At 40.9% G+C, this 23,035-nt stretch carries 28 protein-coding genes; all 28 read left to right on the top strand.

Annotated features, from left to right (window positions below):
- Positions 1-12: 12 nt before the first annotated feature.
- The 28 genes from flgG (at position 13) to QSJ37_RS05435 (ending at position 23,015) form a co-directional block, all read left to right on the top strand.
- Entirely contained in the window at positions 13-807 is a 795-nt protein-coding gene (gene flgG, locus QSJ37_RS05570; RefSeq protein ID WP_285754275.1) for a flagellar basal body rod protein FlgG, read from the top strand.
- Between the two features lie 45 nt (positions 808-852).
- Positions 853-1,071, top strand: a complete 219-nt coding sequence (locus QSJ37_RS05565; RefSeq protein ID WP_062678221.1) for a flagellar FlbD family protein — start codon at positions 853-855, stop codon at positions 1,069-1,071.
- Positions 1,068-1,493, top strand: coding sequence for a flagellar basal body-associated protein FliL (gene fliL / locus QSJ37_RS05560; protein WP_285754274.1), 426 nt, complete (start codon positions 1,068-1,070; stop codon positions 1,491-1,493). Before QSJ37_RS05565 ends, fliL begins: the two co-directional genes overlap by 4 nt.
- Positions 1,494-1,523: 30 nt before the next feature.
- The gene (gene fliM / locus QSJ37_RS05555) at positions 1,524-2,528 is read left to right on the top strand and encodes a flagellar motor switch protein FliM (protein WP_285754273.1); all 1,005 of its coding nucleotides are present in this window, start codon (positions 1,524-1,526) and stop codon (positions 2,526-2,528) included.
- Positions 2,518-3,720: a flagellar motor switch phosphatase FliY gene (gene fliY, locus QSJ37_RS05550; RefSeq protein ID WP_285754272.1), complete on the top strand. Its 1,203-nt coding sequence runs from the start codon at positions 2,518-2,520 to the stop codon at positions 3,718-3,720. The genes fliM and fliY overlap by 11 nt, the downstream gene beginning before the upstream one ends.
- Positions 3,721-3,742: 22 nt before the next feature.
- Positions 3,743-4,102 (top strand): response regulator, encoded by a 360-nt coding sequence (locus QSJ37_RS05545; RefSeq protein WP_013401257.1) that lies wholly within the window; start codon positions 3,743-3,745, stop codon positions 4,100-4,102.
- Between the two features lie 20 nt (positions 4,103-4,122).
- A complete protein-coding gene (fliZ, locus tag QSJ37_RS05540; protein ID WP_285754271.1) occupies positions 4,123-4,788 on the top strand; it encodes a flagella biosynthesis regulatory protein FliZ in 666 nt (221 codons plus the stop codon).
- Positions 4,781-5,449, top strand: coding sequence for a flagellar type III secretion system pore protein FliP (gene fliP / locus QSJ37_RS05535; RefSeq protein ID WP_285754270.1), 669 nt, complete (start codon positions 4,781-4,783; stop codon positions 5,447-5,449). The genes fliZ and fliP overlap by 8 nt, the downstream gene beginning before the upstream one ends.
- Before the next feature lie 14 nt (positions 5,450-5,463).
- Positions 5,464-5,733, top strand: a complete 270-nt coding sequence (gene fliQ, locus QSJ37_RS05530) for a flagellar biosynthesis protein FliQ (RefSeq protein ID WP_062678217.1) — start codon at positions 5,464-5,466, stop codon at positions 5,731-5,733.
- Positions 5,734-5,739: 6 nt separating this feature from the next.
- A complete protein-coding gene (gene fliR / locus QSJ37_RS05525; RefSeq protein ID WP_285754269.1) occupies positions 5,740-6,513 on the top strand; it encodes a flagellar biosynthetic protein FliR in 774 nt (257 codons plus the stop codon).
- The gene (flhB, locus tag QSJ37_RS05520; RefSeq protein WP_285754268.1) at positions 6,514-7,596 is read left to right on the top strand and encodes a flagellar biosynthesis protein FlhB; all 1,083 of its coding nucleotides are present in this window, start codon (positions 6,514-6,516) and stop codon (positions 7,594-7,596) included.
- Positions 7,597-7,615: 19 nt separating this feature from the next.
- Positions 7,616-9,655, top strand: coding sequence for a flagellar biosynthesis protein FlhA (gene flhA, locus QSJ37_RS05515; RefSeq protein WP_285754267.1), 2,040 nt, complete (start codon positions 7,616-7,618; stop codon positions 9,653-9,655).
- Positions 9,652-10,770: a flagellar biosynthesis GTPase FlhF gene (flhF, locus tag QSJ37_RS05510; RefSeq protein ID WP_285754266.1), complete on the top strand. Its 1,119-nt coding sequence runs from the start codon at positions 9,652-9,654 to the stop codon at positions 10,768-10,770. Before flhA ends, flhF begins: the two co-directional genes overlap by 4 nt.
- A complete protein-coding gene (locus tag QSJ37_RS05505; protein WP_285754265.1) occupies positions 10,767-11,636 on the top strand; it encodes a MinD/ParA family protein in 870 nt (289 codons plus the stop codon). Before flhF ends, QSJ37_RS05505 begins: the two co-directional genes overlap by 4 nt.
- Before the next feature lie 7 nt (positions 11,637-11,643).
- Entirely contained in the window at positions 11,644-12,741 is a 1,098-nt protein-coding gene (locus tag QSJ37_RS05500) for a protein-glutamate methylesterase/protein-glutamine glutaminase (protein ID WP_285754264.1), read from the top strand.
- Complete coding sequence (locus QSJ37_RS05495; RefSeq protein ID WP_285754263.1) at positions 12,707-14,734, top strand: chemotaxis protein CheA; 2,028 nt, start codon at positions 12,707-12,709, stop codon at positions 14,732-14,734. Before QSJ37_RS05500 ends, QSJ37_RS05495 begins: the two co-directional genes overlap by 35 nt.
- 31 nt (positions 14,735-14,765) lie before the next feature.
- Entirely contained in the window at positions 14,766-15,203 is a 438-nt protein-coding gene (locus QSJ37_RS05490) for a chemotaxis protein CheW (protein ID WP_285754262.1), read from the top strand.
- 48 nt (positions 15,204-15,251) lie between these two features.
- Complete coding sequence (locus QSJ37_RS05485; protein ID WP_285754764.1) at positions 15,252-15,884, top strand: chemotaxis protein CheC; 633 nt, start codon at positions 15,252-15,254, stop codon at positions 15,882-15,884.
- Positions 15,885-15,922: 38 nt separating this feature from the next.
- The gene (locus QSJ37_RS05480; protein ID WP_285754763.1) at positions 15,923-16,381 is read left to right on the top strand and encodes a chemotaxis protein CheD; all 459 of its coding nucleotides are present in this window, start codon (positions 15,923-15,925) and stop codon (positions 16,379-16,381) included.
- Between the two features lie 43 nt (positions 16,382-16,424).
- Positions 16,425-17,189, top strand: a complete 765-nt coding sequence (locus QSJ37_RS05475) for a FliA/WhiG family RNA polymerase sigma factor (protein WP_285754261.1) — start codon at positions 16,425-16,427, stop codon at positions 17,187-17,189.
- Between the two features lie 21 nt (positions 17,190-17,210).
- Complete coding sequence (locus tag QSJ37_RS05470) at positions 17,211-17,456, top strand: hypothetical protein (protein ID WP_285754260.1); 246 nt, start codon at positions 17,211-17,213, stop codon at positions 17,454-17,456.
- Positions 17,457-17,465: 9 nt separating this feature from the next.
- Positions 17,466-17,936 (top strand): hypothetical protein, encoded by a 471-nt coding sequence (locus tag QSJ37_RS05465; protein WP_285754259.1) that lies wholly within the window; start codon positions 17,466-17,468, stop codon positions 17,934-17,936.
- 158 nt (positions 17,937-18,094) lie between these two features.
- Positions 18,095-18,802: a 30S ribosomal protein S2 gene (gene rpsB, locus QSJ37_RS05460; RefSeq protein ID WP_285754258.1), complete on the top strand. Its 708-nt coding sequence runs from the start codon at positions 18,095-18,097 to the stop codon at positions 18,800-18,802.
- Between the two features lie 166 nt (positions 18,803-18,968).
- Positions 18,969-19,853 carry a translation elongation factor Ts gene (tsf, locus tag QSJ37_RS05455; RefSeq protein ID WP_143415837.1) on the top strand — a complete coding sequence of 295 codons (885 nt, stop codon included), beginning with the start codon at positions 18,969-18,971 and terminating at the stop codon, positions 19,851-19,853.
- A gap of 156 nt (positions 19,854-20,009) precedes the next feature.
- A complete protein-coding gene (pyrH, locus tag QSJ37_RS05450; protein ID WP_285754257.1) occupies positions 20,010-20,732 on the top strand; it encodes a UMP kinase in 723 nt (240 codons plus the stop codon).
- 2 nt (positions 20,733-20,734) lie between these two features.
- A complete protein-coding gene (gene frr, locus QSJ37_RS05445; RefSeq protein ID WP_285754256.1) occupies positions 20,735-21,292 on the top strand; it encodes a ribosome recycling factor in 558 nt (185 codons plus the stop codon).
- Between the two features lie 146 nt (positions 21,293-21,438).
- On the top strand, positions 21,439-22,215 hold the full coding sequence (locus QSJ37_RS05440) for an undecaprenyl pyrophosphate synthase (RefSeq protein WP_285754255.1): 777 nt from the start codon (positions 21,439-21,441) through the stop codon (positions 22,213-22,215).
- Positions 22,216-22,220: 5 nt separating this feature from the next.
- The gene (locus tag QSJ37_RS05435; RefSeq protein WP_285754254.1) at positions 22,221-23,015 is read left to right on the top strand and encodes a phosphatidate cytidylyltransferase; all 795 of its coding nucleotides are present in this window, start codon (positions 22,221-22,223) and stop codon (positions 23,013-23,015) included.
- Positions 23,016-23,035 lie beyond the last annotated feature (20 nt).

Below are 23,035 nucleotides of genomic sequence, written 5' to 3'. Positions count from 1 at the left end.
AGAGGAATCACTATGCTTCGTTCTATGTATTCAGGAATTGGCGCAATGAGAAATTTCCAAACAAAGCTGGATGTCATTGGGAATAACATCGCCAACGTTAATACATATGGATTTAAAAAAGGAAGAACGATTTTTAAAGATTTAGTAAGCCAGCAAATTGCAGGGGCAAGCGGCCCGACCGGAAATCACGGCGGCGTAAACCCAAAACAAGTTGGTCTAGGATCCCAACTGGCAGCGATTGATACCGTCCATACGCAAGGAAGCTTGCAAACGACGGGACGTCCGCTTGATTTAGCGATTTCGGGAGACGGATTTTTCGTGCTTGGAGATAAGAATGGGGGAAATCATGTATACACAAGAGCTGGCAACTTTTATTTAGATAAAGACGGAAATATTGTCAATGCAGATGGATTGTATTTGCTAGGAATAGGAAATAAGCTCATTAACATTCCATCTAGTGCGGAAAGTTTTAGTATCGGTTCAGACGGTACGGTTAATTATATCGAAAACGGAAGTCTAAAACCTGCTGGACAAATACAATTAGCCAAATTTAACAATAATGACGGATTAGAAAAGGCAGGAGACAATCTTTTCAGACAAACAGCTAACTCTGGTACAGCAACTACAGGCGCTCCTGGTGCTAATGGAACTGGCACTATTGTCGCTGGTACGCTGGAAATGTCCAACGTCGATCTTGCGGAAGAGTTTACGGAAATGATTGTCGCGCAGCGCGGCTTCCAAGCGAATACGCGCATTATTACAACATCGGATGAAATTTTACAAGAGCTTGTCAACTTGAAGAAATAGTAAAGGGGGGAGGGTACTAGCTGCCGTCTAGTACCCTGTACATACATGATTACATTAACACGGCTAAATGGAAAAAAGTTTGTGTTAAATGCGATTTATATTGAACAAGTGGAAGCATTTCCCGATACAACGATTACACTAACAAACGGAAAAAAGTTTGTCGTACGTGAATCCGTACAAGAGGTTATTCGATTGGTGAACGATTTTTATCGACAAGTTGCGGTGGTGCGCTTACCGGAAGGTTTAGGAGGATCGGAAACGTGAAAAGTAATGTAATAAAAACGATGGTAATTATACTTGTTATTATTGCTCTCATTGGCACCGTAGCTTTAATTGCTGTGATGAAACTAACCGAAGAAAAAGATCACAGCGCGCCAAGTGCCGATGAAATCGTGGCGAGCTCGATCGATATCCCAGAAATAACAACAAATTTAGCAGATGGACGTTATGTGAAAGTTTCCTTTAAAATTCAAGCAAACAGTGAAGAAGGAAAAGAAGAAGCGGAAAAACGAGATTTTCAAATTAAAAATATTATTATCGAAGAGCTTTCTGAAATGAAAGCGGAAAATTTTAAAGGAAAAAAAGGCATGACTGATTTAGAAGAACGTTTAAAACAACAAATTAACCAAATTATGCAAGAAGGAAAAGTGGAGCAAGTATATATTACCTCCTTTATCCTCCAATAGCTTGTACTTAAAAAGGGGGAAAACGAGCACATGACGACCGGTGAAGTATTATCACAAAGCGAAATAGACGCGCTGTTAGCGGCACTGTCCGCGGGGGAAATGAGCGCGGAAGAATTAAAAAAAGAAGAAGAGGGAAAGCGCGTCAAAGTATATGACTTTAAGCGGGCGCTTCGTTTTTCGAAAGATCAAATTCGCAGTTTAACACGCATTCATGAAAATTTTGCAAGATTATTAACTACCTTTTTCTCGGCGCAATTGCGTACATATGTGCAAATATCGGTGGCATCAGCCGACCAAATTCCGTATGAAGAGTTTATTCGTTCCATTCCGAAAATGACGATTTTAAACATCTTTGAAGTACCACCGCTTAATGGACATATATTAATAGAAGTGAATCCAAATATCGCCTATGCGATGCTTGATCGTGTGATGGGCGGAAGAGGAACAAGTATGAATAAAGTAGATAATTTAACAGAAATTGAAACAAAAATTATGTCCAATTTATTTGATAAAGCTTTTTCCAATTTGCGTGATGCATGGGAATCGGTGGCAGAGATTGATCCTATTTTCACCGATTTTGAAGTAAATCCGCAGTTTTTGCAGATGATATCACCGAATGACACGGTTGTCGTTATTTCGTTAAACACACAAATTGGCGAGACGAGCGGAATGATTAATATTTGTATACCACATGTTGTGCTAGAGCCGATTATTCCAAAGCTCTCCGTCCATTATTGGATGCAAACACAGAAAAAAGAAAGTTCACCGGAAGAAACAGAAGCGATCGAAAGGCGAATTCGCTTTGCAAAACTTCCTATTATTGCTGAGCTTGGAAGTGCAACGATTACCATTCAAGAATTTTTACAGCTGGATGTCGGTGATGTTATTGAGCTCGATCAGTCTATTCATCAACCGCTTCTTATTAAAGTAGGGGATATTCCAAAATTTATTGGCCAGCCCGGAAAGCGAAATAAAAAGTTGGCGATACAAATTTTAGGTACGTTTAAGGGGGAAGAAAATTACAATGATGAATGATGATATGTTATCTCAAGATGAAATCGATGCGCTGCTGCGCGGATCAGATGAAAATGACGAAATTCCGCAGCTGGATGATGTATTGTCGCCACTTGAGCAAGATGCGCTAGGGGAAATTGGCAATATTTCGTTTGGAAGCTCGGCAACAGCGCTTTCGATGTTGTTAAATCAAAAAGTGGAAATTACAACCCCAAGCGTTTCGGTCATTGAACGAAAAAATGTAGCTGACGAGTTTCCATTACCGTATGTAGCGATTCAAGTAAATTATACAGATGGACTTTTAGGAACCAATTTGCTTGTCATTAAACAAGAAGATGCGGCTATCATTGCCGATTTAATGCTAGGTGGAGATGGAAAAAGTGCGACTGATTTATTAGGAGAGATTCAATTAAGCGCTGTGCAAGAAGCAATGAACCAAATGATGGGATCGGCAGCGACATCGATGTCCACTATTTTCGGAAAACGTGTAGATATTTCTCCCCCAACCGTTCACTTGCTAGATGTAAAAGAAGGGGAAGGAATTGAATATTTGCCGGATGAAGACGTATTTATTAAAGTTTCTTTTCGATTGAAAATTGGCAATTTAATTGATTCAAATATTATGCAATTATTGCCAGTTGATTTTGCGAAAGGACTTGTGCAACAGCTCCTTCATTCAACTAGTGAAACAGACTCTTCTAGCAGTGTGAAAGAAGCAGGGAAAGAAACCGTTATGCAAGAAGCGGCGCTTTCTAAACAATCAGTAACGGATGAAACAAATGATACACCGCCGTCTTACGAACTTCCTAAAACGGAAAATCATGTTACACATGAAACAACTTCTTCTCATCGCGATACAAATCATTTTGGGACGTATGCTAGAGCGGGAGAACGACAAATTCAATCGGTTGATTTTGCTGAATTTGAACCATCCCCGCCAGCGGATGCAGAAGTGAAAAATTTATCGCTTCTTCTTGATGTTCCGCTTCAAGTAACCGTCGAACTTGGGCGTACGAAACGTTCTGTTCAGGAAATTTTAAATTTGTCATCAGGCTCTATTATCGAATTGGATAAATTAGCGGGAGAGCCTGTTGATATATTGGTGAACAATAAGTTAATTGCTAAAGGAGAAGTAGTTGTGATTGATGAAAATTTCGGTGTACGCGTCACCGATATTATCAGTCAAAGTGATCGCCTAAAAAGACTAAAATAATCATTTAGGAGGTTGATAGACAATGGCAAGAATATTGGTTGTTGATGATGCAGCGTTTATGAGAATGATGATTAAAGATATTTTAACAAAAAACGGACACGAAGTAGTAGCAGAAGCAGCCGATGGCTTGCAAGCGATTGAAAAATATAAGGAAACCCGTCCAGATATCGTAACGATGGACATTACCATGCCGGAGATGGATGGTATTACTGCATTAAAAGAAATTAAGAAAATTGACAGCAATGCAAAAGTCATTATGTGTTCAGCGATGGGGCAGCAAGCAATGGTGATTGATGCTATTCAAGCGGGAGCAAAGGATTTCGTTGTAAAACCATTCCAAGCTGACCGTGTCATTGAGGCGATTAATAAAACGCTTGGATAAATATAAGAGGTGGAACAAGTTTGTTTCGGTTACGAATCATTCCATTATTTTTATGTATCGTCATCACGATTGCTGCGCAAACAGGCTTTCCTGTTTTTGCGGAGCAATCGCCAACGGTGAATGAATGTTTACAGCATCCTGATTTATGCGAACAACAAACGGATTCGCATAAAGAAGTTACAGCAACTCAAAAAGAGCAAGGATCGCCTTTATCCGTTTGGGATGTCATCAAACTTATTAGCACAACAGTGTTTGTACTTTTATTAATTTATGGATTGCTAAAATTTCTCCATCATCGCGGCCAGTTGTTTACTGGAAAAAAAGGAGTTATTGAGCATCTTGGTGGGACAAGCGTTGGAACAAATCGTTCGGTCCAATTAATAAAAGTAGGAAATCGCATTCTTGTGATTGGAGTTGGCGAATCGATTCAACTATTGCGAGAAATCGATGATGAAAAAGAGATAGAAGAAATTTTGGCGCTGCATCATGAACGATTGCAGCAAATGTTAGAACCAAGCAAATGGGGTGCTCGTTTGCGCGATTACTTAACAGAGAAACGAAAACAGACAAGTGATCGTCATGATACGTTTCGCGACATGTTTTTAAAAGAAATGCAGGAGCTGTCAGTCAAGCGGAAAGAATTATTGAAGCAGGTCAAACGGAAAGGAACGACATCCGATGAATGAATTTGTGCAAATGTTTAACCAAGTCGCTCCTGAAAATGTCTCCATGTCTGTAAAACTATTATTATTATTAACTGTATTGTCCATCGCTCCTGGCATTTTAATTATGATGACATGCTTTACACGCATCGTTATCGTTTTATCGTTCGTTCGCACATCGCTTGGAACGCAGCAAATGCCGCCAAACCAAGTGCTGGTCGGTTTAGCGCTATTTTTAACGTTTTTCATTATGGCCCCGACTTTTAAAGAGATAAACGACCAAGCGTTGCAACCATTGTTTTCAGAAAAAATTAGTTTAGAGCAAGCGTATGAACGTGCTTCTGTACCGATAAAAGAGTTTATGAGCAAACATACACGGCAAAAAGATTTGGCTTTATTTTTGTCCTATAGCGGTGCAGAAAAACCGAAAACCGTACAAGATATTCCGCTTACGACGCTTGTTCCGGCATTTGCGATCAGCGAAATAAAAACGGCGTTTCAAATGGGATTTATGATTTTTATTCCGTTTCTTGTCATCGATATGATCGTTGCAAGTGTCTTGATGTCGATGGGAATGATGATGCTGCCGCCTGTGATGATTTCATTGCCGTTTAAAATTTTATTGTTTGTCCTTGTTGATGGATGGTATTTAGTCGTGAAATCTTTGTTAGAAAGCTTTCAGTAAAGTAGGTGGCAAAAATGAGTGCCGATTTTGTCATTCATATGGCGGAGCGGGGAGTGTATATGATTTTAATCGTGTGCGGTCCGCTTCTCTTATTGGCTCTTGCCGTTGGACTGATTGTCAGCATTTTTCAAGCAACGACGCAAATTCAAGAGCAGACGCTTGCATTTGTGCCCAAAATTGTTGCGGTATTAATCGGACTTATTTTTTTCGGGCCTTGGATGTTATCAAGAATGGTGTCCTATGCATATGAGATTTTTAATAACTTAACAAAATTTATAGGCTGATGAGTGATGGAGCAATTATTATTACATTTTCCAGCATTTTTGCTCGTTTTTGCGCGGGTCGCTTCCTTTTTTGCGACATTGCCGCTGTTTTCGTATCGAACGATTCCAGCGGTACATAAAATCGGGCTATCCTTTTTTCTAAGTTGGATGATGTTTTTGGCCATTTCTAAACCGGCAATCCCCTTAGACGGAATGTATGTGCTGCTAGTAGTTAAAGAAGTGCTTGTCGGTCTTTTTATAGGTCTATTTGCCTATATGATTGTGTCGGCGATTCAAATCGTTGGCGGGCTGATTGATTTTCAAATGGGGTTTGCCATTGCCAATGTCATCGACCCTCAAACGGGTGCGCAAAGCCCGCTAGTGGGGCAATATCTTTATACGTTTGCTTTATTGTTGTTGCTCTCAGTCGATGGACATCATTTGCTGCTAGATGGAGTATTTTACAGTTATCGTTTTATCCCGCTTGATCATTGGCCGCATTTTGACCACGGCCATGTCGCTAAATACATTGTCAAATCGTTTAGCACGATGTTTATTATTGCTTTTCAAATGTCAGTTCCACTTGTTGGCTCCTTATTTTTAGTCGATGTTGCGCTTGGAATCGTTGCCCGCACCGTACCGCAGCTTAATATTTTCGTTGTCGGTTTTCCAGTAAAGATTGTTGCGGCGTTTATATTATTGATTGTAACGATGGCAACACTGTTTATCGCTGTCCGCCATTTGTTCGACATGATGTTTTTGGCGATGCGTGAGCTGATGAAGCTTTTAGGAGGCACATAAATGGATGAGTTGCGCCTTGATTTACAATTTTTCGCCGGCGAAAAAACGGAGAAAGCGACGCCTAGAAAGCGGCAAGAAGTGCGAGAAAAAGGACAAGTTGCCAAAAGTGCCGACATCAATACTGCGATTGTGATGCTTGTTGTTTTTCTTGTTTTGTACTTCTCAGGAACTTTTTATAAAGAAAAGCTTTTGCACTTCATGTATCAATCTTTCGAACAATATGCACGAGTTGATTTAACCATTGACTCGGTTCACCGTCTTGCTATCACTTGGTTAAAAAATATGGCGGTGATCGTTGCACCCATTTTTTTCGCGGCAGTCATCGCCGCTTGTTTAGCCAATTTTTTGCAAGTCGGTTTTTTGTTTACGACAGAACCGTTGAAAATGAAATGGAATAGGCTTGATCCCATTCAAGGGTTTAAGCGAATGATATCGCTGCGAGCGATTGTAGAACTCTTAAAGTCGCTTTTAAAAATCAGCGTTGTGGGACTTGTTACGTTTGCATTGTTATGGTTTCAGATTGATCATATTTTGTCGTTAACAACGAAATCAGTAAGCACGACATTAAGCTCGTTAGCTGGTTTAACGGCAAAAATGGGGCTTTATGCTTCTTCGGCGCTGTTGTTTCTCGCCATTTTTGATTATTTATATCAACGCTTTGACTTTGAAAAAAATATTCGAATGTCAAAACAAGATATTAAAGACGAATACAAAAAAACAGAAGGCGATCCATTAATTAAATCAAAGATTAAGCAAAAGCAGCGGGAAATGGCGATGAGGCGGATGATGCAAGAGGTTCCGAAAGCCGACGTTGTCATAACGAACCCAACGCATTATGCGGTAGCACTAAAGTACGAGGACGGAAAAATGGATGCACCGATGGTTGTGGCAAAAGGTGTCGATTACGTTGCGCTAAAAATCAAGCAACTAGCAAAAGAGCATGATGTCGTGACGGTAGAAAATCGTCCGCTTGCACAGGCGCTTTATCGGCAAACGGAAGTTGGCGATATGATTCCGGAAGAATTTTTTAAAGCGGTAGCCGAAATTTTAGCGTACGTGTACCGCTTGAAACGAAAAGTTTAGCAGTAAGGAGAGAACGTGTATGCAAGCAAGAGATTTATCGGTATTATTGATGGTTGTTTTAATTGTAGCAATGCTCATTATCCCACTACCGTCATGGCTATTAAGTGTATTAATTATTATTAATATTTCGCTTGCGCTATTAGTTCTCCTTACGGCGATGAATATGAAAGAGCCGCTGCAATTTTCAATTTTTCCGTCCCTTTTATTACTTCTTACACTATTTCGATTAGGGTTAAACGTTTCTACGACACGTTCGATTTTAAGTAAAGGAGAAGCAGGCGGGGTTGTGGAAACGTTTGGCACATTTGTTGTTGGCGGCAATGTGGTCGTCGGCTTCGTTGTGTTTTTGATTTTAATTATTATCCAGTTTGTCGTCATTACAAAAGGCGCTGAACGTGTATCAGAAGTAGCGGCACGCTTTACGCTTGATGCGATGCCCGGGAAACAAATGAGCATTGACGCTGATTTAAATGCAGGAATGATTTCGGAACAAGAAGCGCGGCAACGCCGTGAAAAAGTTGCTCAAGAAGCGGACTTTTATGGGGCGATGGATGGAGCGAGCAAATTTGTAAAAGGCGATGCTATTGCCGGGATGATTATTGTCGTCGTTAATATGCTTTTTGGCATGGTGATTGGCGTTGTTCAGCAAGGGCTTGACATTTCTGAGGCGGCACAGCGCTACACGTTATTAACCGTTGGGGATGGAATTGTTAGTCAAATTCCGGCATTATTAATTTCAACAGCTACGGGAATTGTCGTGACAAGAGCCGCATCCGATAGCAATCTCGGCGGCGACATTATGAAGCAGTTGTTTGCGTTTCCAAAAATGTTATATGTGACGGCGGGAACGATTTTCTTGTTAGGCCTGTTCACACCGATTAATGATGTGCTTACGATTCCGATTGCCGGTCTGCTTGCGCTTGGCGGATATCGCTTTTCCACACAGACGGCCCGTCAAGAAGCAGCGCCTTCGCAAGAAGAAACGAAAGAAACGGAAATGGATGAATTAAAAAGTCCGGAAAGTGTTATTAGCCTACTGAATGTGGATCCGATTGAGTTTGAGTTTGGTTATGCCCTTATTCCGCTTGCCGATGCGAATCAAGGCGGGGATTTGCTTGATCGGATTGTCATGATTCGCCGGCAGCTGGCCCTAGAGCTGGGGTTAGTCATTCCAGTTGTTCGTATACGTGATAATATTCAACTTCAGCCAAATGAGTATCGTTTAAAAATTAAAGGGAATGAAGTGGCGCGCGGTGAACTGCTCTTAGATCATTATTTAGCGATGAGCCCAGGAATCGAAGATGATTCCATTGAAGGAATTGACACTGTGGAGCCGGCATTTGGACTTCCTGCCAAATGGATTTCCGAAGAGATGAAAGATCGGGCGGAAATGTTGGGCTATACGGTCGTTGATCCGCCGTCTGTCGTTTCTACACATATTACAGAAGTGTTAAAAGCCCATGCTCATGAATTGTTAGGGCGTCAGGAAACGAAGCAGCTTATCGATCATTTGAAAGAATCGTATCCGGTATTAGTGGATGAAGTGACGCCGAATCCGCTTTCGATCGGTGAAGTGCAAAAAGTACTAGCGAAACTATTAAAAGAAAAAGTATCGATTCGCAATTTGCCGCTCATTTTTGAAACGCTGGCAGATTTTGCCCGCATGACAACGGATACAGACATATTAACCGAATACGTGCGGCAAGCGTTAGCAAGGCAAATTACGAATCAATATGTCATTCCGGGAGAGCCGTTAAAAGTAATTACGTTATCAGGAAAAGTGGAAAAAACGATTGCCGATGCGGTACAACAGACTGAATATGGCAGCTATCTATCGCTGGATCCGGAACGGTCGCAGTCGATTATTGAAGCGATTGCCGCACAGCTTGAACAGCATCCGTTTGCAAATCAGACGCCGATTTTGCTTTGTTCCCCTGCTGTTCGTATGTATGTGCGGCAATTGACGGAACGACATTTTCCAAACTTGCCGATTTTATCTTACAACGAACTTGAAGCGAATGTGGAAGTTCAAAGCGTTGGGATGGTGGATATAGCATGAAAGTAAAGAAATTTGTTGCACCGTCGATGCCGGAAGCAATGAAAATGATTCGTGCGGAACTTGGGAGCGATGCGGTGATTTTAAATTCAAAAGTGGTTCGTAAAGGCGGATTTTTTGGGTTATTTACAAAAAAAAATATCGAGGTGATTGCCGCTGCCGACTCGCAGCCTGTTCGCCAAAGATTAGAAAGAAAAAAAGAAACGACTCCGTTTCTTGCCGAGAAAAAACAGAACAAAGATGCGGAGTTGCTTCATGAACTAAAAGAGTTAAAAACGATGTTAAAGCAGCTCTCAACAAACGTCACCACCAGCTTTTCCCATTATCCGGGACCGCTTAGAGAAGTGCATTACCGGCTAGTAAGACAAGAAATTTCTGCTCCGCTTGCGCAAGAAATCATGGCTGATTTGCTTGAGAAATGGTATAAAAGTGGCGGAAAAGCGGCAGAAAAGCAGGTGTTTGCCTGGGCCAAAGAAATCGTGAAGGAAAAATTGTCGCCGCTTCCGTTCGGCGGAATTTCCTTTCAGAAAAAATATATTAATGTTGTTGGGCCAACAGGGGTAGGAAAAACGACGACATTAGCCAAAATTGCGGCGCGCTGCGTTTTGGAGCATGGAAAAAACATCGCATTTATTACGACAGACACGTATCGGATTGCAGCCATCGATCAACTGAAAACGTATGCCAACATTTTAAATGTACCTCTTGAAGTTTGTTATAATTTGCAAGATTTTCACGAAGCAAAGAAAAAACTGTCCGATCGCGATGTAATATTTATTGATACAGCAGGACGAAATTTCCGTCATTTACAATATGTAAAAGATTTGCGAAATATGATCGATTTTAATGAAGAAATGGAGACGTTTCTCGTATTTGCGCTAACGGCAAAATACGAGGATATGAAAACGATTTATGAACAGTTTTCTCTCATTCCGATTGATCGCTTCATCTTTACAAAGCTAGATGAAACAACTCATTACGGTGCGATGTTTAATTTAATGATGGAATATAAAGTAGGAGCTGCTTATTTAACAAATGGCCAAAACGTTCCTGACGATATGATAGAAGCGTCGGTTGAACAAATGATGAATATGTTGTTTGGAGTCGAACGAACATGAGAGATCAAGCAGAAAGCTTGCGGTTGCGATTAAATAGACGAAATGAACAAAGTGCGACAAAAGCGATTGCAATCACTAGCGGGAAAGGTGGAGTCGGTAAATCCAACGTCTCACTCAACTTTTCGATTATGTTATCCAAACGAGGCTTTCGGGTATTGTTGCTTGACATGGACATTGGAATGGGAAACATCGATATTTTGCTCGGTCAATCGTCTCATGCGACGATAATTGACTTGTTTTATGAGCGGTTTTCGTTATATGAGCTGATTAAAAATGGTCCGGAAAATATTTCGTTTATTGCTGGAGGAACAGGACTAGCAAACATATTTACAATGGACGAAGAAAAAGTAGATTTCTTTTTAACGCAGTTGCAATCGGTGTCGGAACAATACGACTATCTTATTTTCGATATGGGAGCGGGGATTTCCGAAGATCGTCTTCGTCTTTTAAAGGCGGTCCATGAAATTTTTATCGTCACGACACCAGAGCCGACAGCGATGACAGATGCGTATGCGATGATGAAGTATGTTCATATGCAAGAAAAGAATATTCCGTTTTATGTCATTGTGAATCGAGCCCAGACCGATCAAGAAGGGCGAGATACGTTGCGTCGATTGAAAAGTGTGGCAAAACAATTTCTTAATAAGGATATTATTCCGTTGGGCGTTTTGCCGGAAGACCGCTCCGTCTATAAGGCAGTAGTGCGGCAAACACCGTTTTTACTGTTCGACCCGGTTTCGAAAATTAGCCGTGCAATGTATATGCTAACGGATCGTTATTTGTCAGCGCGGGCAATGGATGAAGAAAGAGTTCAGCGATCGTTTAACTTCTTTGCTAGATTGCGGCATTTCCTTTTAGAAAGGTAGAGAGTACATGAATAAAGTGAAAGTGCTCGTTGTAGACGACTCGGCTTTTATGCGAAAGTTTATTACCGATCTTCTTTCCGAAAACCCGCAAATTGAAGTAGTAGGGACGGCTAGAAACGGTAAAGAAGCACTAGAAAAGGTTTCTCTGCTAAATCCGGATGTCGTTACATTAGATGTTGAAATGCCGATTATGAATGGGATTGATGCGCTCAAACAAATAATGAAAGAACACCCGCTCCCTGTTGTAATGTTATCCAGCACGACGACAGAAGGAGCAAAAAATACGATTATCGCCATGCAATATGGGGCGATCGACTTTGTTGCAAAACCGTCCGGGGAGATTTCGCTTGATTTATATAAAGTGAAAGAAGAACTAATAAACAAAGTGCTGCTAGCAAGTCGTGCCAATGTACCGGCAATATCCAAAGACAATGCAAGTGAAATAATAATGAATCCGATGTATGACAAGCGAGCATATCAGCGCAAAAAAATCGTTTGTATTGGGACATCAACGGGAGGGCCCCGCGCTTTACAGCAAGTGTTAACGAGATTGCCAGAAAATATCGCTGCACCAATTATGATCGTTCAACATATGCCAAAAGGATTTACAAAATCATTGGCACAAAGGCTTGATTCACTTTCACAAATTACCGTAAAAGAGGCAGAAGATGGGGAAACGTTGCAAAATGGCACTGCTTATATTGCGCCTGGCGGGTTTCATTTATTAGTACGTAAATCAAATGGATCGCTTACGACATGCGTGGAACAGTCGCCGCCACGAAATGGCCATCGTCCATCTGTTGATGTGCTGTTTGAATCGATAAGCGCATTAACGGACTATGAAAAAATTGCAGTCATTATGACAGGAATGGGTTCAGACGGAACAGCAGGATTAAAAAAATTAAAAGAAAATGGAAACACCAAAGTAATCGCTGAAGCGCAGGAAACAGCGGTCGTGTTCGGGATGCCGAGAGCAGCGATTCAAGCAAATGTAGTAGATTTGATCGTGCCTTTAGAACAAATTGCACAAATGATTGTCAAATATGTAGAAGGGCAAGGGGGAAAAGGCGATGGACATGAGCCAATATTTGGAAGTGTTCATTGAAGAAAGTAAAGAGCATTTACAAGCAATCAATGAACAGTTGCTAGAATTGGAAAAAGCACCTGAAGACATGTCAATTGTAAACGAGATTTTCCGTTCAGCACATACGTTGAAAGGAATGTCTGCAACGATGGGGTTTGAAGATTTAGCAAATTTGACCCATCAAATGGAAAATGTGCTTGACGGCATTCGCAACCATAAAATTACCGTTACCCCAGAAATATTAGATGTTGTTTTTCAAGCAGTGGATCATTTAGAAGCGATGATTATGTCCATTGCGGAAGGCGGCGATGGCAAGCGTGATGTAAAAGAAGTAGTCGATCAATTAAAACGTATTGAACAAGGAGAGCCACCGACTAAATTAGGAACGGAACAGACTAGTTCTTCTAATATATCACTTACCCAAACTTACGGAGAATTTGAGTACAATGTGCTGCAGCAATCAAAAGAGCAAGGCTTTTTTGCGTATGAAATACGCGTCAAATTACGAGCTGACTGTTTATTAAAATCTGCACGCGTGTTTATGATATTTGAAGCATTAAACGAAGCAGGCGAAGTGATTAAATCGACCCCTCCTGTAGAGATGCTTGAGGAGGAGCAGTTTGATCGAGAATTCATTGTCACCGTTGTAACGAAAAAATCAGCAGAGGAATTATATGAGCGGATAATGAAAATTTCCGAAGTGGAAGAAGTGGACGTAGCACTATTCCATATAGATGAGCGGAAGAAGACAAACGATGTCGAAGTTGTTCAGGAAAAAACAATGCAACAACAAGCAGCAACCGCCGAGAAAGAACAGCGTCCGAAAAGCGTTGAGGCAAATGCAGCGACAAAGCAATCGATACCAGCAAATAAAACGATCCGCGTTAATATCGAACGACTCGATATTTTAATGAATTTATTTGAGGAGCTTGTCATTGACCGCGGGCGTTTGGAGCAAATTTCCCGCGAATTAAATCATCCGGAACTTCATGAAACGGTGGAACGAATGTCGCGCATTTCAAGCGATTTACAAAACATTATTTTAAATATGCGCATGGTGCCGGTAGAAACGGTCTTTAACCGCTTCCCGCGCATGGTTCGAAAGTTGGCGCGCGAATTAGGGAAAAAAGTAAAGCTAGAAATCATCGGGGCGGAAACAGAGCTTGATCGCACGGTTATTGATGAAATCGGCGATCCGCTTGTTCACCTTCTCCGCAATGCAATTGACCATGGCATTGAAACACCAGATGTGCGTCGGGCAAACGGCAAACCGGAAGAAGGAACGGTAAAGTTAAAAGCGTATCATAGCGGTAATCATGTGTTTATTGAAATAGAGGACGATGGTGCCGGCATTAATCGTGATAAAGTGTTGCAAAAAGCGATGGATAAGGGAATTATTTCCCAGCAAAACGCCGCTAATTTAACGGATAGGCAAGTGTATGAGCTTATTTTTGCTCCTGGTTTTTCGACCGCAGACAAAATTTCTGATATTTCTGGACGCGGAGTTGGGCTTGACGTTGTCAAAAGCACGATCGAATCGCTCGGCGGTGCGGTGACAGTGGATTCCGAGGAAGGAAAAGGATCCATTTTTTCGATTCAACTGCCATTAACATTGTCCATTATTTCAGTGCTGCTTGTCGAAATTCAACAAGAAAAATATGCTATTCCATTATCATCCATTATTGAGACAGCGATCATTAAGAAAGAAGATATTTTCCATGCGCATAATCAGCGAGCCATTGATTTCCGTGGAAAAGTTGTCCCGCTTGTATTCTTAAAAGAAATTTTTGAAGTACCAACTATAACGGAAGAGAAAGAATTAGTTTCCGTAGTCATCGTTCGCAAAGGGGAAAAAATGGCAGGCCTTGTTGTTGATTCCTTTATTGGGCAACAGGAAGTCGTATTAAAATCGTTAGGAAACTATTTAACTTCTGTATTTGCTATTTCTGGGGCCACCATATTAGGGGATGGGCAAGTAGCGCTTATTATTGATTGCAATGCGTTAATTAAATAATAGTGTTTTTAATTGGAAGGAGGAATGTAAGATGGTTGACGTTCAGGAGTCGGAATGGAAAGTGATTGTTTTTCAACTAAAAAATGAAGAATATGCACTCCCAGTTCAATACGTTCGTTCCATTGAAAAAATTCAACATATTACTCGAGTTCCGCGTACGGCGCATTATGTGAAAGGAGTTATTAATTTACGCGGTGTAGTAACACCGATTATTGACTTGAGAGAACGATTTGGTTTTCCTTCTTCCCCTTATTCCGAACAAACGCGCATTATTATTGTTGCACTTCAAGATATAGAAGTTGGGTTGATTGTCGATGCTGCTAACGATGTGCTTGATATACCCGCATCAAGCATCGAACCGCCGCCAGAAGCGATTGGCGCTGTGGAAGTGGATTATATTCATGGGGTAGCAAAGGTAGGAAAAAGATTGCTTATTTTGCTCAATTTAGAAAAAGTGTTGGAAACATAATGCCATTGCCGGGAAAGCTTTGCTTTTATCGAGAGGAGTTACAAAATGATGGAACATATCAACAAATTAAGTGGCGCCCATATTGATATTTTAAAAGAAATCGGCAATATCGGAGCAGGGAATGCAGCAACAGCCTTATCAAAACTATTAAATAAAAAAATTGAAATGGCTGTTCCATATGTTCAAATTGCTACATTTGATGAAGTAATGGAGCTTATTGGCGGTGCGGAACAAGTAGTAGCATGTGTGTATTTGCGGATTGAAGGAGATGCTCCGGGAAATATGTTTTTTGTACTTTCATTGGCACAGGCAGAGCGGTTTATACGTCAAATGACGGGAGATGAGGCGTTTACGTTTGATACACATCCATCAGAACTGGGACAATCAGCGCTGCAAGAGCTGGGAAATATACTTGCCGGTTCCTATCTTTCGGCATTGGCTGACTTTACTAATTTAGCATTTTATCCATCTGTTCCGATGCTAACCGTTGATATGATTGGCGCTATTTTGCAATATGGATTATTGGAATTGTCTCGCGTTGGTGATTATGCCATTCTTATTGATACCGCTTTGTATGATGAACGCCGTCCAGAAGATAGTGTCAATGGGCATTTCTTCTTGCTTCCTGATCCAGATTCGTTCGCTTCCATTTTTCGCGCATTAGGTGTGGATCTTCCGTGAGCGAAACCATTCATGTAGTGAAAGTTGGCATTGCCGATATGAAGGTGGTTCATGCGCCAAATTTAATTCGAACATCTGGATTAGGATCATGTGTCGGCGTCGTCATTTTTGACCAATGGAAGGAAGTGGCGGGACTTGCGCATGTGATGCTTCCTGATTCTTCGCTTTCGAGATCGGAAACAATGAACGTAGCGAAATATGCAGATACAGCGATCGAAGCGTTAATAGAACTCGTTGTTCAGGCGGGAGGAAGAAAAGGGATGCTAAAAGCAAAAATGGCCGGTGGAGCGCAAATGTTTTCTCTTCCTTCCAAAAGTACGGATATGATGCGAATTGGAGCAAGGAATGTCGAGGCAGTTAGGCAGCAGTTGAACCGGTTTCATATTCCGATCGTTGCCGAAGATGTTGGCGGCAACAGCGGACGAACGATCGAATTTAATCCGAAAACGGCCATTTTATCGATTCGTACAGTGAATCAAGGGACGAAAGAAATATGAGAGAAATAACAGCGGCATTTTGAAAAAGATGAGGTGGAATCACATGGCGAACGTTTTAACGAGCGAAGAACGCAAATATTGGGATCGTTGGATATATCACCGTGACCCGCAAGCCGGAGATAAGCTCGTGCAAACATATATGCCGCTTGTTCATTATCATGTTCAACGAATAGCCGCTTCGTTGCCAAAAACTATAAGTAAACAAGAATTAATAAGTCTTGGATTAATGGGGCTTTACGACGCGCTCGAAAAGTTTGATCCCTCCCGTGATTTAAAATTTGATACGTACGCCTCATTTCGGATTCGCGGCGCCATTTTCGATGGGCTGCGCAAAGAAGATTGGCTTCCGCGCAGCGTAAGGGAAAAGGCGAAAAAAATTGAGGAAACGATCGAAAAGCTGGAGCAGCGGTATATGCGGTCTGTTACAGCAAAAGAAGTTGCCGATGAACTAGGGATCACAGAAGAGGAAGTATATACGGCAGTAAATGAGAACTTTTTTTCCAACGTCTTATCTTTTCAACATGTTATTACGGAAAACAAGGAAGAAGAAAACGCGCTTCTAGCCATTCGTGATGAAAAAACACCTTCTCCCGAGGAAGAAGTTTTAAAGCAGGAATTGTATGAGAAATTGGAAGAAGTAATCCAGCAGCTAAGTGAAAAAGAGCAGCTTGTTATTAGTTTGTTTTATAAAGAAGAACTTACTTTTACCGAAATTGGAGAAATTTTAGGACTTTCCACATCAAGAATTTCCCAGCTTCATTCAAAAGCCATTTTTAAGCTGCGCAAAATTCTAGAACAAGCGCTTTAGCTTAAAAGGAAGTGGGGACATATGGACATCAAATTAATCGAATTGCAAATAGCGTTCCCAAAAACGTACGATGCTGGAAAAATTCAAAATGCTTTGCACCATCACCCACAGCTTGTGCAATCGCAGCTTGCTGAAGCAACAAAAAAACAAGAGGAGCGAGCGCGAAGGCAAGTGACAGAAAAACGAACAAGCGCCAATATTTGCCGGGAACAAAACAATAAAAATATCCATCCATATAAAGGAAAAACTATTGATATGATAGGATAGAGGGATTCGATGATTGCATTTTTGCTTGTTGTCAGTTTTATTCTTCATGCGCTTTCATTGTTCGTTATTATTTTGCTTTATTTACAATTATCGAGAGTGAAAGAAACAGAAAAACGTCAGCAACAAATGGCTGAGGAGATGGAACAAACGTTTTCTGCATATTTATTAGAGTGGAAGGAAGAAAATGAGCGTTTTCTAAAAGAGTTGTCTGACGTGCTGACAAATCGCACTAAGGCTGATAGAAAGCAATCTCCTTCCAAAGCCAACGCAACATCGACAAAAGAAGAAGCGCTGCCCGACTATTTTCCAAACGTCGACGATGTGAAAGACATCGTTGATATACGTCATCAAGCTATGCCTTCGCTTGTCGAAGAGGCATGGCAGCTTTTCGAACAAGGAAAAACGATTGAAGAAATCGCTAAAATTCTAAAAAAAGGAAAAACGGAAATCGAGTTATTATTAAAATTTCGCCAAAAGTAGGCTAATAATCGCTTGATTGTCACATACAGTTATGATATATTTTACATGGTGTGAATACACACGCCCATCGATTTAAGCAACGGTGCTGACGCTGTCAGTCTTGCTTAAAAATGACGTGGGCGGAGGAATAAAAACCAAGCAAATAGGAGGATCTTGTAATGTCAGTTATTTCTATGAAGCAATTGCTTGAAGCTGGTGTTCATTTTGGACATCAAACTCGCCGTTGGAATCCAAAAATGAAAAAATATATTTTCACAGAACGCAACGGCATTTATATTATCGACTTACAAAAAACCGTCAAAAAAGTGGAAGAAGCATATAATTTCGTAAAAGAATTAGCAGCAAACGGCGGTAAAATTTTGTTTGTCGGTACGAAAAAACAAGCGCAAGAGTCTGTGAAAGAAGAAGCAGAACGTTGCGGCATGTTCTATGTGAATCAACGTTGGTTAGGTGGTACATTAACAAACTTTGTAACGATTCAAAAACGTATTAAACGTTTAAAAGAAATTGAAAAAATGGCGGAAGACGGCATCTTTGACGTACTTCCGAAAAAAGAAGTTATTCGTTTAAAGAAAGAACAAGAACGTTTAGAGAAATTTTTAGGCGGCATTAAAGAAATGAAAGAATTGCCGGACGCATTGTTCGTAATCGATCCGCGCAAAGAGCGCATTGCTGTTGCAGAAGCGCGCAAATTAAACATTCCGATTATCGGGATTGTAGATACAAACTGCGATCCGGATGAAATTGACTATGTCATTCCAGCAAACGACGATGCAATTCGTGCCGTAAAACTTCTTACTTCCAAAATTGCGGACGCAGTGTTAGAAGCAAAACAAGGCGAAGAAGCAGTCGTTGCTGCTGAGTAATGTGTTTTGGGAAAGGTGATAAGAGGGGAAAAGCCTTTTATCACCTTTTTTTGAGACAGAAAATGGCCGTAGTTGGCTATACTAATTACGGGAGAGAGCAAAATTAGCTTCCGCCGATTTTGCTTGAACGATACATATATGCGAGTTTAAAGGAGGATTTTTATTTATGGCGATTACAGCACAAATGGTAAAAGAATTGCGTGAAAAAACTGGCGCGGGGATGATGGATTGCAAAAAAGCGCTCACAGAAACAAATGGTGATATGGAAAAAGCGATCGATTGGCTTCGTGAGAAAGGGATCGCCAAAGCGGCGAAAAAAGCGGATCGTATTGCTGCGGAAGGAATGACGTTGGTCGAAATCGACGGCAACACGGCTGTTATTTTAGAAGTGAACTCTGAAACGGACTTTGTTGCGAAAAACGAAGCGTTCCAAACGTTAGTAAAAGAACTTGCTGCACACTTGTTAAAACATAAACCAGCTACGCTTGAAGAAGCGCTTGGGCAAACAATGGATAACGGGGCAACAGTTCAAGAACATATTAATGCTGCAATTGCAAAAATTGGTGAAAAAATCACGTTGCGTCGTTTTGAAATTGTGGAAAAAGGAGAAAATGATGTTTTTGGTGCGTATTTGCACATGGGAGGCCGCATCGGCGTATTAACATTATTAGCAGGTTCGGCAAACCAAGAAGTAGCGAAAGATGTGGCAATGCATATCGCCGCATTGCATCCGAAATACGTTTCCCGCGACCAAGTGCCGCAAGAAGAAATTAATCGCGAACGCGAAGTATTGAAACAGCAAGCATTAAATGAAGGAAAACCGGAACATATCGTTGAAAAAATGGTAGAAGGCCGTTTAAACAAATTTTATGAAGATATTTGCTTGCTAGAACAAGCGTTTGTGAAAAACCCAGATGTAAAAGTCCGTCAATATGTTGAATCTAACGGCGCGACAGTGAAAACATTTATCCGTTATGAAGTAGGCGAAGGTATGGAAAAACGCCAAGATAACTTTGCTGAAGAAGTAATGAATCAAATGAGAAAGCAATGAATGAAGTCCATAGGGAACACACGCCGTGTTCCCTATTTTTAAAAATAGAACGTTACAACGCTTAGCTTGACAAGGAAGCAATGCGGCATTTTCTTTGCGATGTTTCCTTGGAAATAAACGTTATTTCGCTTTTAATTAGCTGCATGGAGGTTTGACATGGAAAAGCCAAAGTATAAGCGAGTTGTATTAAAATTAAGCGGTGAAGCGTTAGCTGGTGAACAAGGATTTGGTATTAATCCTTCGATCATTCAATCCATTGCAAAACAAGTAAAAGAAGTCGCCGAACTTGGTGTTGAGATTGCGATCGTCGTCGGCGGCGGCAATATATGGCGCGGAAAAACGGGAAGCGAGATGGGAATGGATCGCGCCACAGCGGACTATATGGGAATGCTTGCAACAGTGATGAATTCGCTTGCTCTCCAAGATAGCCTTGAAAATCTCGGTGTTGAAACGAGAGTGCAAACATCCATTGAAATGCGGCAAGTTGCTGAACCTTACATACGAAGAAGAGCGATCCGTCATTTGGAGAAAAAACGCGTCGTTATTTTTGCAGCAGGAACAGGAAATCCATATTTTTCAACCGATACGACTGCCGCATTACGTGCTGCTGAAATTGAAGCAGACGTTATTTTAATGGCAAAAAATAACGTTGACGGTGTTTATAGCGCTGATCCGAAAGTTGATGAAAACGCTGTAAAATATGATGAAGTATCCTATTTAGATGTTATTAAACAAGGATTAGGCGTGATGGACTCCACTGCTTCATCGTTATGTATGGATAACGATATTCCGTTGATTGTTTTCTCCATTATGGAAGAAGGCAATATAAAACGTGCCGTTCTTGGTGAAAATATAGGAACAATCGTAAGGGGGAAATAAAGATGGTACAACAAGTTATCAATACTGCAAAGGAAAAAATGGACAAAGCTGTTCAGGCGTTCACTCGTGAACTTGCGACCATTCGCGCAGGAAGAGCAAACCCGAGTTTATTGGAAAAAGTAACAGTTGATTATTACGGCGTGCCTACACCAATTATCCAGCTGGCAAGCATCAGTGTTCCGGAAGCGCGTCTGCTCGTCATTCAGCCGTATGATAAATCGGTGATCAAAGATATCGAAAAAGCCATTTTATCTTCTGATTTAGGATTAACGCCATCCAACGACGGGTCAGTCATTCGCATCACCATTCCGCCATTAACGGAAGAACGTCGCCGCGAGCTAGTGAAGCTTGTCAAAAAATATTCGGAAGATGCGAAAGTTGCTGTTCGTAACATCCGCCGTGATGCAAATGATGAGTTGAAAAAGCTTGAGAAAAACGGGGAAATTACTGAAGACGAATTGCGCGGTTATACGGACGATATTCAAAAGCTTACCGATGACCATATCGCAAAAATTGATACGATTACGAAAGAGAAAGAAAAAGAAGTTATGGAAGTGTAATGAAATAGGAAAGACCCTCTATTTTCATGGAGGGTTTTTTTGTTATAATGAAAAAGCAAATGAGACAGAGAGTTAAAATAGCTGTTTCGAAACTCACTAGTCGCATGGTACATTAATAATAAAATATCTTCATATGGAGGACTAGTATGTTTAATAAAATTTGGAAAAATAAAGAGGATGTGTCGTCCTCTTCTCTTGTTTACACAAAGGAAGAAATAATGCAAAATCCGATCCCGAAACATGTCGCCATCATTATGGATGGAAACGGGCGATGGGCGAAAAAACGCGCATTGCCGCGGGCGGCAGGCCATTATGAAGGCATGCAAGTCGTTCGCAAAATTACTCGTTTTGCCAACGAACTTGGCATTAAAATATTATCATTATATGCATTTTCAACAGAAAATTGGAAGCGTCCGAAAAGCGAAGTAGATTATTTAATGAAGCTTCCAGAGCAATTTTTAACGACATTTCTTCCTGAATTGGTGGAGGAGAATGTCAACGTTCGCGTGATTGGCAATATCGAGCAGCTTCCAGAGCATACACGGCGAGCGGTAGAAAGAGCCATTGACGAAACAAAGGAAAATACAGGATTAATTCTTAATTTTGCTTTAAACTACGGAAGTCGTGCGGAAATTACATATGCGATGCAACAGATTGCCAAAGAAGTGCAAAAAGGCTGGTTATCTCCAGAGGAAATTACGGAAGAATTAGTGTCTTCATATTTAATGACAAAGGATTTAACAGATCCGGATTTACTCATCCGTACAAGCGGAGAAATACGTTTAAGCAATTTTATGTTATGGCAGCTCGCTTACACTGAATTTTGGTTTACCGATGTGTTATGGCCAGATTTTACAGAGCAACATTTATTAGAAGCGATTGCTGCTTTTCAAAAGCGTAATCGCCGGTTTGGAGGAGTTTAAACAAGATGAAGCAACGGATCATTACTGGAGTCATTGCCGCCGCACTGTTTTTACCGATTGTTATTTTTGGCGGATTTCCGTTTATAATAGTAACATATATATTGGCAACGATTGGGCTGTTTGAATTATTGCGCATGAAACGTCTTCGCGTGTTTTCTATAGAAGGAATCATTGGTTTTCTGCTTTTATGGGGGCTTCTTATTCCGAAAGCCTACACCAATTGGCTCGAGTCCTTCAATATAACGAAAATCGAATTATTAGTAGTTGCCGTATTATTGTTGCTTATATATACGGTGGTGACAAAAAACACATTTACATTTGAAGAAGCGGGATTTATATGTTTATCCATTCTTTATGTTGGCTTTGGGTTTTATTATTTCATGGAAACCCGCTTTATTGGTTTAGCTTATATGGTTTATGCTTTATTTACCATATGGGCGACAGATACGGGAGCGTATTTTATCGGTCGGGCATGGGGAAAACGCAAGCTTTGGCCGGAAATTAGCCCGAATAAAACCGTAGAAGGCTCGATTGGCGGAATTGTTTGTGCGGTTGTTATTGCTATTATATATCAACTATGTACAAACCTTTTTGACAGTTTTGCCCTTTTAATTGTGATGACGATTGTTCTTTCCATATTCGGCCAATTAGGGGATTTAGTCGAATCCGCATTTAAACGGCATTATGGCGTAAAAGATTCAGGAAATATTTTGCCGGGTCATGGCGGTATTTTGGACCGCTTTGATAGTTTATTATTCATTTTGCCGATTTTGCACTTTTTCATCAATGCAGCGTTATAAGGGAGTTAGGAGTGAAGGAA

The organism is Parageobacillus sp. G301, from assembly GCF_030268025.1.
GTDB lineage: Bacteria > Bacillota > Bacilli > Bacillales > Anoxybacillaceae > Parageobacillus_B > Parageobacillus_B toebii.
This window is presented reverse-complemented; position numbering and strand designations above follow the sequence as displayed.

Coding starts and splice junctions, on each gene's coding strand:
- flgG (WP_285754275.1), top strand. CDS start 13: ATGCTTCGTTCTATGTATTCAGGAATTGGCGCAATGAGAAATTTCCAA.
- QSJ37_RS05565 (WP_062678221.1), top strand. CDS start 853: ATGATTACATTAACACGGCTAAATGGAAAAAAGTTTGTGTTAAATGCG.
- fliM (WP_285754273.1), top strand. CDS start 1,524: ATGACGACCGGTGAAGTATTATCACAAAGCGAAATAGACGCGCTGTTA.
- fliY (WP_285754272.1), top strand. CDS start 2,518: ATGATGAATGATGATATGTTATCTCAAGATGAAATCGATGCGCTGCTG.
- QSJ37_RS05545 (WP_013401257.1), top strand. CDS start 3,743: ATGGCAAGAATATTGGTTGTTGATGATGCAGCGTTTATGAGAATGATG.
- fliP (WP_285754270.1), top strand. CDS start 4,781: ATGAATGAATTTGTGCAAATGTTTAACCAAGTCGCTCCTGAAAATGTC.
- fliQ (WP_062678217.1), top strand. CDS start 5,464: ATGAGTGCCGATTTTGTCATTCATATGGCGGAGCGGGGAGTGTATATG.
- fliR (WP_285754269.1), top strand. CDS start 5,740: ATGGAGCAATTATTATTACATTTTCCAGCATTTTTGCTCGTTTTTGCG.
- flhB (WP_285754268.1), top strand. CDS start 6,514: ATGGATGAGTTGCGCCTTGATTTACAATTTTTCGCCGGCGAAAAAACG.
- flhA (WP_285754267.1), top strand. CDS start 7,616: ATGCAAGCAAGAGATTTATCGGTATTATTGATGGTTGTTTTAATTGTA.
- flhF (WP_285754266.1), top strand. CDS start 9,652: ATGAAAGTAAAGAAATTTGTTGCACCGTCGATGCCGGAAGCAATGAAA.
- QSJ37_RS05505 (WP_285754265.1), top strand. CDS start 10,767: ATGAGAGATCAAGCAGAAAGCTTGCGGTTGCGATTAAATAGACGAAAT.
- QSJ37_RS05500 (WP_285754264.1), top strand. CDS start 11,644: ATGAATAAAGTGAAAGTGCTCGTTGTAGACGACTCGGCTTTTATGCGA.
- QSJ37_RS05495 (WP_285754263.1), top strand. CDS start 12,707: ATGGACATGAGCCAATATTTGGAAGTGTTCATTGAAGAAAGTAAAGAG.
- QSJ37_RS05490 (WP_285754262.1), top strand. CDS start 14,766: ATGGTTGACGTTCAGGAGTCGGAATGGAAAGTGATTGTTTTTCAACTA.
- QSJ37_RS05485 (WP_285754764.1), top strand. CDS start 15,252: ATGGAACATATCAACAAATTAAGTGGCGCCCATATTGATATTTTAAAA.
- QSJ37_RS05480 (WP_285754763.1), top strand. CDS start 15,923: ATGAAGGTGGTTCATGCGCCAAATTTAATTCGAACATCTGGATTAGGA.
- QSJ37_RS05475 (WP_285754261.1), top strand. CDS start 16,425: ATGGCGAACGTTTTAACGAGCGAAGAACGCAAATATTGGGATCGTTGG.
- QSJ37_RS05470 (WP_285754260.1), top strand. CDS start 17,211: ATGGACATCAAATTAATCGAATTGCAAATAGCGTTCCCAAAAACGTAC.
- QSJ37_RS05465 (WP_285754259.1), top strand. CDS start 17,466: ATGATTGCATTTTTGCTTGTTGTCAGTTTTATTCTTCATGCGCTTTCA.
- rpsB (WP_285754258.1), top strand. CDS start 18,095: ATGTCAGTTATTTCTATGAAGCAATTGCTTGAAGCTGGTGTTCATTTT.
- tsf (WP_143415837.1), top strand. CDS start 18,969: ATGGCGATTACAGCACAAATGGTAAAAGAATTGCGTGAAAAAACTGGC.
- pyrH (WP_285754257.1), top strand. CDS start 20,010: ATGGAAAAGCCAAAGTATAAGCGAGTTGTATTAAAATTAAGCGGTGAA.
- frr (WP_285754256.1), top strand. CDS start 20,735: ATGGTACAACAAGTTATCAATACTGCAAAGGAAAAAATGGACAAAGCT.
- QSJ37_RS05440 (WP_285754255.1), top strand. CDS start 21,439: ATGTTTAATAAAATTTGGAAAAATAAAGAGGATGTGTCGTCCTCTTCT.
- QSJ37_RS05435 (WP_285754254.1), top strand. CDS start 22,221: ATGAAGCAACGGATCATTACTGGAGTCATTGCCGCCGCACTGTTTTTA.